This window comes from Gaiella sp. (assembly GCF_039915195.1).
GTDB lineage: Bacteria > Actinomycetota > Thermoleophilia > Gaiellales > Gaiellaceae > Gaiella.
Genome location: NZ_JBDSNT010000097.1, coordinates 18,852 through 30,887 on the forward strand (window position 1 = coordinate 18,852; position 12,036 = coordinate 30,887).

Annotated in this window: 11 protein-coding genes; 4 read left to right on the plus strand and 7 right to left on the minus strand. The window is 65.9% G+C overall.

The window, feature by feature from the left end; all coding sequences use genetic code 11:
- Positions 1 to 39: 39 nt before the first annotated feature.
- Entirely contained in the window at positions 40 to 444 is a 405-nt protein-coding gene (locus ABIR74_RS09705) for a cyclic nucleotide-binding domain-containing protein (RefSeq protein WP_348177504.1), read from the plus strand.
- A 25-nt stretch (positions 445 to 469) separates the two neighbouring features.
- On the opposite strand, the gene ABIR74_RS09710 is transcribed toward ABIR74_RS09705, so the two are convergent.
- The 6 genes from ABIR74_RS09710 to ABIR74_RS09735 form a co-directional block, all read right to left on the minus strand.
- Positions 470 to 2,575 carry a (Fe-S)-binding protein gene (locus tag ABIR74_RS09710; RefSeq protein ID WP_348177505.1) on the minus strand — a complete coding sequence of 702 codons (2,106 nt, stop codon included), beginning with the start codon at positions 2,573 to 2,575 and terminating at the stop codon, positions 470 to 472.
- Between the two features lie 71 nt (positions 2,576 to 2,646).
- Positions 2,647 to 3,585 carry an electron transfer flavoprotein subunit alpha/FixB family protein gene (locus ABIR74_RS09715; protein WP_348177507.1) on the minus strand — a complete coding sequence of 313 codons (939 nt, stop codon included), beginning with the start codon at positions 3,583 to 3,585 and terminating at the stop codon, positions 2,647 to 2,649.
- Positions 3,582 to 4,334, minus strand: coding sequence for an electron transfer flavoprotein subunit beta/FixA family protein (locus ABIR74_RS09720; protein ID WP_348177509.1), 753 nt, complete (start codon positions 4,332 to 4,334; stop codon positions 3,582 to 3,584). Before ABIR74_RS09720 ends, ABIR74_RS09715 begins: the two co-directional genes overlap by 4 nt.
- Positions 4,334 to 6,499 carry an FAD-dependent oxidoreductase gene (locus tag ABIR74_RS09725; RefSeq protein ID WP_348177511.1) on the minus strand — a complete coding sequence of 722 codons (2,166 nt, stop codon included), beginning with the start codon at positions 6,497 to 6,499 and terminating at the stop codon, positions 4,334 to 4,336. Before ABIR74_RS09725 ends, ABIR74_RS09720 begins: the two co-directional genes overlap by 1 nt.
- 197 nt (positions 6,500 to 6,696) lie before the next feature.
- Entirely contained in the window at positions 6,697 to 7,671 is a 975-nt protein-coding gene (locus tag ABIR74_RS09730; RefSeq protein WP_348177513.1) for a flavin reductase, read from the minus strand.
- Between the two features lie 70 nt (positions 7,672 to 7,741).
- Positions 7,742 to 9,247 carry an APC family permease gene (locus ABIR74_RS09735; RefSeq protein WP_348177515.1) on the minus strand — a complete coding sequence of 502 codons (1,506 nt, stop codon included), beginning with the start codon at positions 9,245 to 9,247 and terminating at the stop codon, positions 7,742 to 7,744.
- 137 nt (positions 9,248 to 9,384) lie between these two features.
- Here ABIR74_RS09735 and ABIR74_RS09740 point away from each other — a divergent pair, with 137 nt between their 5' ends.
- Entirely contained in the window at positions 9,385 to 9,741 is a 357-nt protein-coding gene (locus tag ABIR74_RS09740; RefSeq protein WP_348177517.1) for a hypothetical protein, read from the plus strand.
- Positions 9,742 to 9,744: 3 nt separating this feature from the next.
- Positions 9,745 to 10,209, plus strand: a complete 465-nt coding sequence (locus ABIR74_RS09745) for a universal stress protein (protein ID WP_348177519.1) — start codon at positions 9,745 to 9,747, stop codon at positions 10,207 to 10,209.
- Positions 10,210 to 10,256: 47 nt separating this feature from the next.
- On the opposite strand, the gene ABIR74_RS09750 is transcribed toward ABIR74_RS09745, so the two are convergent.
- Entirely contained in the window at positions 10,257 to 11,024 is a 768-nt protein-coding gene (locus tag ABIR74_RS09750; RefSeq protein WP_348177521.1) for an IclR family transcriptional regulator, read from the minus strand.
- A gap of 53 nt (positions 11,025 to 11,077) precedes the next feature.
- Here ABIR74_RS09750 and ABIR74_RS09755 point away from each other — a divergent pair.
- A partial coding sequence (locus ABIR74_RS09755; RefSeq protein WP_348177523.1) for an FAD-dependent oxidoreductase occupies positions 11,078 to 12,036 on the plus strand: 959 nt, incomplete at its 3' end.

The window sequence follows — 12,036 nt, forward strand, 5'->3', positions numbered from 1 at the left end:
TTCTTGGTCCGCTCGACTTCTGCGCCGGACACAGTAGAGATGGTCGACAACGCCGATCTCCTTGGACAGGTCTCGCTCTTTGATGGGCTGACGCGCGGCGACCTGGAGGCACTTGGCAGCCGCATGAGGGAGACGCATTTCGCGGCCGGTGACGTCGTCGTCCGCGAGGGAACGACGGGCGCCCGGCTGCTTGCCTTCTTCGTGATCCTCGATGGCACGGCGACGGTCACTCTCGAGGGCGAGCCTCGCTCCACGCTGTCGGTGGGGGACTACTTCGGCGAAATCGGGCTCCTTCTCGACGCTCCTCGCATGGCGACGGTGGTCGCGGACACCGATGTACGCTGCAGCGCGATGAGCGCGTGGGACTTCCGTGGCTTCGTGGACGAATACCCTGCGGTGCACGCTACCCTTGCCCGGACGCTCGAGGCAAGGCTCCAGGCGTAGGGCGCTCGTAGCCTGCCGCTGCGCTTCAGTCCGCCGCGGCGGCGAGCGCAACGGGCTCGAGGTCGAGCGACTCGAGCACGAGCTCCGTGAGCTCGCGGACTTCGATCTCGCCCTCGTGCCCCGACGTCTTGACGGCGTCCTCGTACATCGTTACGTCCTTCGGACAACAGACGACGAACGTCGAGACCCGATCGAGCGCGGTTGCCTCGTGCATACGCGACTCGGAGGGCCGCGGCGCGTCCGGAGCCTTGAGCTCCGACATCCAGATCCTCCCGCCACCCGCACCGCAGCAGAACGAGTTGTCGCGGACACGCTGCATCTCGACGAGCTCGCAACCCGTCGCGGCGATCAGAGCACGCGGCTCGTCATAGACACCGTTATAGCGCCCGAGGGTGCAGGGATCGTGGTAGGTGACCCTTCGGCCGAGGCGCTTTCCGGCAGTCAGAACGCCCGACTGGAACAATTCGAGCAGGAACTGCGAATGATGAACGACGTCCCAGCTGCCACCGAGCGCCGGGTATTCGTTCTTCAGGGTGTTGAACGAGTGTGGATCCGAGGTGAGGATTCGATTGAACTCGCAGGCCGAGATCGCCTCGATGTTGCTCTCGGCGAGATCGGTGAAGAGGCCCTCTTCGCCGGCCCGCCGCACGTCGTTACCTGCGTTGCGCTCTCCCTCGTAGAGAATCCCGAAGTCGACTCCCGCGTGGTGAAGGATGCGCGCGAGCGCCTGCGTAACACGGATGTTGCGCGGGTCGAGTGATGCGAAATCCCCGACGAACCAGAGGACGTCGACCGGTTCCTTGCGCGCATCCTTGACCTCGAAGTCGAGCTCCTTCGCCCAGCGGCCGCGCTTGCGCTTCGGCTCACCGAACGAGTTGCCGGACTCGTAGATCGTCTCGAGCGTGGTCTGGAGCAGCGAGTCCATCTCACCCTTGTCCACGAGTCGACGGCGAAGGTTGTTGATGATCGGGACGTGCTCGATCCCGACGGGGCAGATCTCGACACACGCCATGCATTGCATGCACGACCACACCGTCTCCGGCTTGATCGGATTCCCGAGCAGGTTCTCGTCAGAGTGGAAGAGCGGCGGCACCGTGAGCCAGCCGCGGATCCCTAGCGCCCCCTCCGACTGCTCGCGGAGGTCGAGCACGAGGTCGCGCGGAGAAAGCGGATACCCGGATGCTGTCGCCGGGCATGCCTCGTGGCATTTTCCGCACTTCGTGCACGCATCCAGTTGCAGCAGATGCGCAGGCGTCATGTCCGTGACGACGCCATAGCCGACCTCCTCGGGCCTCGCGTTCGGCGGCAGGCCCACCAACTCCTTGCCCGCCCGGTCGTTCCGGGTGGCAACGCTCGCGGGGGCGGCCATCATGTGCACCGCCTTGGTGAACGGGATCGCCGCGACGAACGTCAGCGCTGCGACGCCATGCACCCACCAGCTGCGAAAGTGCGCAGCCGAGGCGGTCTCGCCGTCGACCCCGATTGCGATCAGCCCCTGGCCGACGACCCAGCCGACAGGCGACCACTTCTCGAACGATGGATCGGTCTCGGCGATCCGCAGCGCCTCGAGGAAGAACCCTGTCACTCCCAGGAACAGCAGGGAGCCGACGAATGCCCAGTCGCCGACCTCGTAGTGCCAACGGGCGTAACGGCTCGTGACACCGTCGACACGGGTGTAGTCGAGTCGCTTCGGCTTGCGGGCACGTTTCACACCCAGGATCACGAGGCCGATGATGAGGAAGGCGCCGAAGACGTCGAGGAACAGCGAGTAGACGAGATAGAACGTCCCCTGCCAGAAATCCCAGCCAAGGATCGGTTCCGCGAAGTCGTCCTGGAACGCGAGGATTCCCGTGCCGATGAAGAGCACGACGAAGCCGTAGAAGATCATCGCGTGTGCCAGCCCGGCAACACCGTCGCGGCGCTTGATCCAGGCGTGCGTGAACACGATCCAGGCGGTCCGGCCCGCACGGTGCAGCGGCCTGTCCACCGGGAAGCTGCCCCGGCCTCGCATGTACTTGATCACGAGCCGGCCAGCGCCCCACGCGAAGATCGACGTCGAGATGACGATCAGCGTGTACCAGAGCGCGATCTGCCAGGTGGACAGGCCGGCAAACGTCTCGCGCGTCTCCATCCGTTATCCCCTCGTCCCGAACGGGTTCGCCGGAAACCCACAGGGGCGGTGGAGCGTTGTCACACGGCGCACTAGTACAGCTTCTCGAGCTCTTCCGCGACGTCGAACAGGTCGGCCTTGGCGCCGTACTGCGCGACGTTGAAGATCGCGGCCTCGGGGTCGGTGTTGACCGCGATGATAGTCCCCGACGCCTTCATTCCCGCGAGATGCTGAACCGCGCCGGAGATCCCGAAGGCGAGGTAGACCGACGGTTTCACCGTCTTGCCCGACTGGCCGACCTGTCGTGAGGAGGGCATCCAACCCGCGTCGACCAGGGGGCGAGAGACCGAGAGTGTCGCTCCCATCTTCGCGGCAAGTTCCTTGAACATCTCCACGTTTTCCTTGTCACCGATACCGCGGCCGATCGAGAGCAGGAAGTCCGCCTGCGTGATGTCGACGTCAGAGGACGTACTCGCCTCGACGAGTTCGCGGTGTCGTGCGCGAGACGCTGGAGCTGTCACCTCGAGGGATGAGACCGACGCACTGCCCCGACCTTCTGCAGGAGCCCAAACGGTCGGGCGCAGAAGCAGCATGACGCCGTCTACGCCCGGGAAGTCGAGCTCGGCGCTGACCTTCGAGCCGTAGAACGACCGGGTTGCGATCACCGCGTCACCCTCGAGTGCCACACCGTGGACGTCGCTCGCAAAGCCGAGACCGAGCTTCACGGCAGCCGCCGGGCCGTAGCCCATGCTGTTGACCGTGAAGCCGAGCAGGGTCACGCGGGGTTTCCGGTCGGCGATCAGCGCCTCGACGGCCGCCTGATAGGCGTCGTTCTCGAACTCGCCTGCACCGATCGTCACGGTCACGATCTCCGCCACACCGTCGATGTTGACGGCATCGACGAGCGAGCCCGGATCCTGTCCGATCGCGGCGACCGTCACCTGACCGAGCTCGCGCGCAGCGGTGATCAGCTCACGAGTGACGTCACGGATTTGACCGCGGAGATGCTCTGCAACGACGAGGACGCTCATGCGAGCCGCTCCTTCACGATCGACGCGATCCGAGCCGCGATCTCCGCGGGACTGCCGCCGATCATCTCTGCTCCCTCACCTCGGTCGGGGACGAACATCTTTCGAACACGGTATGCGGGCACACCGCCTCCGGCTGCGTTGCGTACGTCGATCTCGACCTGCTCCGCTTGCTTGATCGCGCGGAGATTGGCATAACGGGGCTCGTTGATGCCCGTCTGGATCGTCAGGACGGCGGGGGTGTCGATCTCGACACGATCGACGAGACCGCCTTCGAGCTCGCGGTCGACGACGGCCGTTCGCGCACCGGCGTCGTACTCGACCTTGGTGACGACCGCCGCGCGCGGCAGGTCGAGCAACTCGGCGAGTGCCGTTCCGGTGGCCGCCTGCACGGCGTCGCTCGACTGCACCCCGCAGAGCACGAGGTCGGCATTCTCGGCCGAAACGACCTCGGCGAGGGCGCGCGCGACCGAGAAGGGGTCACGATCGACCCCTTCGATCCGGATCGCCCTGTCGGCACCCATCGCGAGGCAGCGCCTCAACGCCGCTTCGGAGGCCTTCGACCCGCACGTGACGAGGACGACCTCGCCACCGAGGCGCTCCCGTAGCTGGAGCGCCTCCTCGGTGGCGAAGCTATCCCATTCGTTCAACGCAGGGTCGAGGTAGTCCGGGTCGACGTCGAGCCCGTCATCGGTGAACTCGACCTCGTCCCCGAGCTGCAACACCTGCTTGATACACACGACAGTCTTCATTACGACAGCGATGCCTCCGCGTAGAGCGCCGCGTACTCGGCCTTCTCGAACGCAACCGACGCGTCGTCCACCATCCGCCGCTCGCGCTTGAACGGAAGGGGAAACGCAGGGTCGTCCGAGTCGATCTCACGTGCGAGTCGATGACCCGAGAAGACTGCGTCGGCAGTGAGTCGGGGAGCCTCGCAGTCACCGATCCGGTAGAGCGAGTCGACGCCTTCTGCCTTGAGCTGGTCGAGGCCGATCGAGTCCTTGAGCTCGCGGAACAACGCCTCGTTCGAGCGGCGCTGTGCCACCCAGACGACGCCGTCGGCCGCGAACGACTTCTCATGCCCTTCCTCGTCGTACACGTGGGTCGCGACGACAACGCCTTCCTCGACCCGCGACGGCAGGTGGTAGGGCACGATCTCGACGCCGAGCCTGTGCAGTGTGCGGTGCTGATTCGGCGCCTCGAGCGTAAAGTGCATGTACGGCGCGATGGTTCCGAGCGGCGTCATCAGAGTGACCTTCTTGCCCTCGAGTGCGAGCTTCTCCGCCATCGAGACGCCGGTGTAATAGCCGTCGTTGTCGAAAACGACAACGCTATCACCTGCGAGCTCCTTGCCTTCGCCCATGATCTGGTCGGGAGTCGCCTGCCAGGCAAGGCTCGCATCTGCACCCTCGATGGTCGCGTGCGAGGCGCCGTTGAGGCCGTCCGTCGACCAGTAGGAGCCGGTGGCGACGATGACGATCTCGGCACCGTATTCGGCGACGTCCTTTGCAGACAGCTTGGTGTTCGGGATGAACTCGACGTTCTTGAGCTTGTCGATCTGGATCTTGCGGTAGTTGACGATCCGGGCCCATTCACCGAGGCCGGGAAGCTGCGGGATCCACCGCATCGTGCCGCCCATGTCGTCCTCGGCCTCGACGAGATGCACACGGCGCATGCCGCGCTTGCCGAGGATCATCGCGCACTCCATCCCGGCCGGGCCGGCGCCGACGACGAGCACGTCGTTGTCCGCGTTCTTCGCCTTCGTGAAGCGCTCCGGATGCCAGCCGCGTCGGTACTCCTCGCCGGCGGTGGCGTTCTGCGTGCAGATGAGCGGCGGGCCGCCGATCTCCCAGCGGGAGATGCAGACGTTGCAGCCGATGCACTCACGAATGTCGTCGAGCCGGCCCTCGTCGATCTTCTTCGGCAGGAAGGGATCAGAGGTGGACGGGCGACAGGTCGCGATGATGTCGAGCTTCCCGTCGTTGATCGCCTCGGCCATCAGATCGGGGTTCGTCCAGCGACCGACGCCGAGTACGGGCTTCTTGGAGATCGCCTTCACGGCGGCCTGCCACGGAAGTGCCCGGCCCTGTGGGTAGAACCGCGACGGCGTCGCGTCCTCGCCCCACTCGGCGATGCCGGAAAGGTTGATGTCCCACACGTCCACGAGGTCGTCGCAGAGCTCGACGAACGGGAGGCAGTCGCGCTTGAGCTGCGTCCCAGCCTCGCCCATGAACATGTCGGTCGACATGCGAACGCAGATCGCGCAGTCGTCGCCCACGGCCTCCTTGACCATCTCGATCGTCTCCCGCCAGAAGCGGGCACGATTCTCGAAGGAGCCGCCGTACTCGTCGGTGCGATGGTTGTAGTACGGCGTCAGGAACTGCTGCGGCAGGTACGAGTGGGAGCCGTAGACGTAGACGATGTCGAACCCGGCGGTCCGCGCCCGCTTCGCGGCGGCGACGTAGAGGTTCTGGAGGTGACGGATGTCGTCCTTGTCGGCCTCGATCGCGTAGGTGAGGAACTCGAAGTCGCTCGGGATCTGCGACGGGCCGCGCGCAACGCAGCGCGATTCCATGTTCGGGGCGTGTGGGCCGCCGTACCAGAGCTCGCAGGCGGCGAGCGCGTCGTGCTCGTGGAGCATGTCGCACATCAGCGACAGGTTCTTGATGTCCCCGTCGTCCCAGATCCGCGCCGACATGCGATGCGTGTCGTCCGACTCGGGAGAGATCGAGCAGTACTCGGTTGAGACACCGGCGAACCCGCCCTCGGCCTTCAGCGCCCGGAAATACGCCTGGCTGAACGGTTTCTCGGAGCCGAAGCCGTTGCAGTGAGGTACCTGGTAGAAACGGTTCTTCATCACCTTCGGTCCGATCTTGATCGGCTCGAAGAGAATGTCGTGCTTTGGGTCGCGCGGCATCGCGGGGGCCTCCTCTGAGTCTATTCGGGTACAGCGATTCTCCTGTTCCGGGGGCGGAGATGCAAGCGACAACCGACGGTGCCGCTACGACGACTCGTCGGGGAGTGGCGCGGGCGACGCTACGCCTCGCTACCGCGAGGCTACGCATAGCCCCTACAGCCGCCCCCGGACATCAGCAGCTTCGGCGCGCTGTGTTCTCACCTCTCCCGGAAGCGGCTCGCGAGGATCCCGAGCAGGGCGACGGCGGCTGCCGGATCGGCGGCAAAGCCTTCGAGCAGTGCGGCACGCGTGACGGCGACGCACGTCACATCCGTCTCAGCCGTGATCGTCGCCGTCCGACCGAAGCCGGGGTTGAGGACCTCGATCTCACCGACCAGCGCGCCGACCCCGAGCTGCAGGGCGCGCCCGGGCCGCTCGACGCTCACGGTGCCCTCCTTCACGAGCATCATCGTGTCGGACATCTCGCCACGCTCCATGATCGTGTCGCCCGCGGCGTACCGCACCTCGTGACCCCTCAGCAGGATCTGGTCGAGCAGTTCGGGAGGGAGCCGCGAGAAGAGCTCCGGATCGCCGAGCAGGCGCTCGTACCGGCCACCGTGGAAGAGCAGCGGCTCACCTTCGGCATAGCGTGCGTACTCGACCTGGCCGAGGAAGAGCGAGTGGTCGCCACCCCAGTACGTCCGCACCACGCGTGCGACGAGATGTGCCAGCGCGCCCTGAACGAGCGCCGTCTCCGAAACGACGACGAACTCCGGCTGGACGCCGTCCCTCGCAGAGCGCGCGTAGGTGCCCGAGAGCTCCAACTGCGTCTGCGCGAGGACACTGACGCCAAACCGGCTCCCCTCGTGCAGCATGCCGCATAATCGGGTGCTGCGATCGAGCGAGATCAGCACGAGCGGGGGCCGGAGCGACACCGACATGAACGCGTTGGCGGTCATCCCGTGGACATGATCCCCCGCGCGCGTCGTGAGCACGGTGACTCCGGTTGCGAACATCCCGAGAGTGCGGCGGAACGCTATCGCCGGGTCGCCCTCGAGATCGCCGATGTCGATCGGCGCGTGGCCAGGGATGTCGTCGAAGGCCGATTCGCCGAGTCCCCCGGGTTCACCCCGCCCGAACCCGTCGGGTAGCGTGACATCGAATTCCCGGGGAGGAGGGGCGTCAGTACTCATGCCCTGATTGTGACGGCTGGCGGGGCCTTGCGTCGCAAGGCCCCGCCAGCCGGATGCGGGGAAGCCGCCGTCAGGCGGCGGGGCCGCCCGTCGAAACCGGGGTGGTCTCCGGCATCAACGGGGTGTCCTCGCGCCAGTGGATCTTCTCCTTGTCCTGCACGAGGCGACGGAAGAAGAAGAGCAGCAGGCTGATCGCGAGCACACTGAGGCCGATCACTTTCTCCTTTGTGCCGCCGTAGCCACCGGCAGCCGTCTGGAACCAGCCGAACCCGACGATCGTGAGGATCAGGCACCAGACCGCGAGAATGCCCGCGATCGGAGTCCAGATCGCACCCAGTTTGATCGGGCGCGGCCAGTTCGGCCGGTCCCTGCGAAGGAGCACGAAGCCGGAGAGCGCGAACATGTGCGCGAGCACGTATCCGAGGTTCGACGCCGCGAGGATGCCGAAGATGTTGCCGACGAGGAGGACGAACAGGATGTTGATCACCATGTCGACGGTCATCCCGTTCCCGGGGACATGGAAGCGATTCAGCGTCCCTAGTTGCTTGACCGTCATCCCGTCCCGCGAGATGCCGAATAGCGCACGTCCCCCGTCGGCGGTCGCCGTGTTCATACTGATCACGAAGCTCGCGACGAGGCAGACGACAAGTACATCCTTGACGAGCTCCGAGTCGGTGCCGAGGATGCTCAGCATCCCTCCCACGTAATCGAAGTTGGCGACGAGCTCCGGCCCGGCACCGCCCACGAAGGCGATCGGGAGCATGATGTAGACCACGAGCGAGAACAGCGCCGCCGAGCGGAGCGCGAGCTTCGTGTCGCGCACCGTGTCCTTGTACTCGGGCGCGAACGTCGCACAGACGTCGACTCCCCACGCCGACCACGACATCAGCCACAACCACACCAATGCGAGCTGAAGGCCACCCCACGCCTGTCCCGGATCGCCGAGCTTGTTCGTCAGGTTGTCGCTGTCGAAGCTGCCGTTCAGGAACGGCAGGATCATCATCACGAAGAGCGGAATCATCAGGAGGACGCCCGCCGCGTAGCCGAACGTGACACCGACGCGTGCGCCGTAGACGTTGAAGAGCCACACCGCGAGAATGAGCCCGATCGCGATCAGCGCGGGCAGTCCGACCTCGGTCAGGCCGAACATCGAGAAGTAGCCGTCACCTGCGAGGTAGCTCCCACCCGGCTCGCCGGCGAACCACGCGCCCTGGATGATCGAGCCGATGAAGAGACCGAACACGGAGAGCACGACCGACCAGCCGATCCAGTATCCGAAGGTCGCGATCGGGCCGATCAGCGTCGTGTACTTGCGCCACGCCTCGTGAGCGTAGAGCGCAATGCCACCCGACTTGTCGGGGAACATCGTCGCAAGCTCGGAGTAGATCGTGTTGATGAACACCGCGACAACGGCGGAGATACCCCAGAGGAGCGCCGCGCCCCAACCTCCGAGGTCACCGACGGTGTAACCGAGCGAGCCGAGCAGGAACCCCGGGTTCGCGAGCGCAATCACAAAGCCGTCGTACCAACGAAGCGTCTTGAGAAGCTGCTGTTCCTGGACTACTGCTGTCGCCACGGTCGACCTCCGTTGGTATTTGTCGGTCATACGGACAAGGGCTGAGCGCTCATGGTCGAACCTAACACGGCACTCGGACGATTCCAAGTCCCCGCGGATCAGGTCGGTCGCGAACCCGCTCTCGCTACGATCGCGAAATGCGCACGCCGATGATCACGATCACCTGCGACTGCAACGCCGTCACCGACGTCGCATACGGCGATCGCTGGACGTGCGATTCGTGCGGGAAGACGTGGGACACGAAACAGATCCCGTCGGCGGACTACGACTATCTCATCCGCGGTATCCACCGCTACCGGCTGATCGCTCTCGGGCCACCCTTGCTGCTCGCGGCCGTACTGATTCCCCTGGCGGTCATCGAGGGTCTCCAGTTCGCATTCCTCCTCTTCGTGCTCGTGATGGCCTGGGGTCTACTCGTGATCCCTCAGCTCCGGAGGCGAGCCACCGCGCACATGCGTGACAGCGCGAAGAGCTGGAAGCTTCGGCCGGAGTAGCGCGTGCTCGGCACGAAGCGCACCCGGACGTCCGCGGCTATCCCGCGCATCTCGGGCAGCCGCCCGGTCATCCTCGTCACCTTCGACGTGCCGTTCGACGCAGAGGCAACGACGCTCGCGGTCGATGCGGCCGTCGAGTCGGGACAGAAGCTGATCGTCGTCAATGTCGCCGAGATCCCGCTCGGACCGATCTCGCTCGCCATGAAGTACGAGTACGTCGAGCGTCCTGGCGTCGAGGACGCTCTCCGCGCACCCGCCGACCTCGCGCACTCGTTGGCCGTCAAAGTGGAGCGACTCCGGCTCTGCAGCCCACGCCCGGTCGACGCCCTCCTCGAGCTCGTCGCCGAACGCGCGCCGGGCCTTCTCGTCGTCGGGCCTGACCGCGAGCTCCTCAGACGGCGCACGTACGCGAAGCTGGCGAAGAAGATCAGGGACAGGGCGACATGCCTCGTCTGGCTCCCGGGCTGAGGTGTGACGACGGCCGCGCACCGGTCGAGGGCACGGAGTGCAACCCGTTACGCGCTCGGGCGGCCGAGCTCGTGGGAGAGGGCGGTCGCGTGTGCGACCAGTGAGCCGGACGCAGCTCGCATTGCCTCGGCGTCGAACCGTGATGCCGGACCCTGAACGCCGAGGATGCCGGCGAGATCGCCGCGACTGTCGAAAACCGGTGCGGCGATAGCAGCGAGCCCTTCCTCGCGCTCCTCGCGGGCCGTGGCGTATCCGTTCCTACGAATCCTCTCGAGCTCTTCCTCGAGTTCGGAGCGCGTGACGATCGTCCGGGGCGTGAACACAGCGAAGGGGTCGGAAGGAAGCTCGACGTCTCCGAACGCGAGCAGTACCTTTCCCGCGGCAGTAGCGTGTCCGATGCTCGGACGTCCGAGTTGCGCGACGCTCTGCACGGCCGAGGAACTGTGCGCGAAGTCGACCGTGATCGCGTCGTGCTCCCCCGGGGCCGACAGCGTTGCCGTCTCTCCCGTCCCGCGCACGAGTGCCTGCAGGTGCGGCCGGGCGAGCGAGCGCAGATCGAGACGCCCGAGCACGGCGTTGCCGAGCTCGATCAGCCGCAGCGAGAGGCGGTAGCGGCCGCTCTCCGGGACGTGCTCGACGAACCGGGCCGAGGCGAGCGTCGCGAGGAGGCGCGAGACGGTGCTGGCGTTGATTCCGGTACGCCGCGCGATCTCGTTCGTGCCGAGCTCACCGCCGTCCGACAGCGCGTCGAGCACCACGAACGCACGCTCGACGGCGGCGACGTGACGGACGGCTGGTTGACCGGTGCGAGCCATGCTACGCTCCTCGATAGTCCTTTTGATATGCCATTGCCCGGGAGGCAATTCACATGATACCTGCTTCGTCCCGCTTCGTCGTCGTCGGCGCCGGCATGCACGGCCTGTCGACGGCCTACCACCTAGCTGTCGAGCTCCGACAGCGCGGCATCGGCTCCGGCGCAGACATCGTCGTGCTCGAGAAGGCGACCCCGGGTGCCGGCGCCACCGGCATTGCGTGCGGCGTCGTCCGCAACAACTACTTCCAGCCCGCGATGAGCGAGCTCATGCAGGCCTGCGTCGAGGTGTGGGAGTCCGATCCCGTCGCGTATCACTACAACAGCGTCGGCTACATCGCGCTCGGCCCGCAGGTGCAGGAGAGCGATCTCAGCGCAGTCTTCGAGCGGCATCAGCGCATCGGCTACAACTCGAGCCTGTACGTCGGTGAGGCCGAGGTCGACGCCCACATGAAGGAGCTGTTTCCAGATTGGCGGGCGAAGGGTGTGACGATCTGCCTTCACGAGCACCAGGGTGGCTTCGCCTTCAATGTCGAGTCCGTGATGGGCCTCCGCGACAAGTGCCTCGGGGAGGGCGTCCAGATCCACTCGTACGTCGAGGTGACCGGCTTCGAGGTCGGCGACGACGACACCGTCACGGCCGTCGAGACCGACCAGGGCCGGATCGCCGTCGGCGAGCAGGTCGTGATCGCGCCCGGCCCGTGGGCCAAGCACTTCTGGGGCATGCTCGGCCTGCCGATGACGATCGACATTCACACGCCGTCGGGTGACGTCGCGCGCGACCAGCCGATGTGGACGTACTGGAACCTGCAGGAGGGTGAGATCACGGTCGATCCGCTGATGTTCGACCTGGCGGACGGCGGCGCACCTCCGGTGATCCACCTCGACACGGACGCCCCGCTGCATACCGACGACGGAAAGCTGATCACGGACGAGCTGTGGGGCATCTACTACAAGCGTGACCGTCACGGCGTCCAGGGAGGTGCCTCCCCGCTCACGGTCGACGGCGACATCGA

Coding starts and splice junctions, on each gene's coding strand:
- ABIR74_RS09705 (WP_348177504.1), top strand. CDS start 40: ATGGTCGACAACGCCGATCTCCTTGGACAGGTCTCGCTCTTTGATGGG.
- ABIR74_RS09710 (WP_348177505.1), bottom strand. CDS start 2,575: ATGGAGACGCGCGAGACGTTTGCCGGCCTGTCCACCTGGCAGATCGCG.
- ABIR74_RS09715 (WP_348177507.1), bottom strand. CDS start 3,585: ATGAGCGTCCTCGTCGTTGCAGAGCATCTCCGCGGTCAAATCCGTGAC.
- ABIR74_RS09720 (WP_348177509.1), bottom strand. CDS start 4,334: ATGAAGACTGTCGTGTGTATCAAGCAGGTGTTGCAGCTCGGGGACGAG.
- ABIR74_RS09725 (WP_348177511.1), bottom strand. CDS start 6,499: ATGCCGCGCGACCCAAAGCACGACATTCTCTTCGAGCCGATCAAGATC.
- ABIR74_RS09730 (WP_348177513.1), bottom strand. CDS start 7,671: ATGAGTACTGACGCCCCTCCTCCCCGGGAATTCGATGTCACGCTACCC.
- ABIR74_RS09740 (WP_348177517.1), top strand. CDS start 9,385: ATGCGCACGCCGATGATCACGATCACCTGCGACTGCAACGCCGTCACC.
- ABIR74_RS09750 (WP_348177521.1), bottom strand. CDS start 11,024: ATGGCTCGCACCGGTCAACCAGCCGTCCGTCACGTCGCCGCCGTCGAG.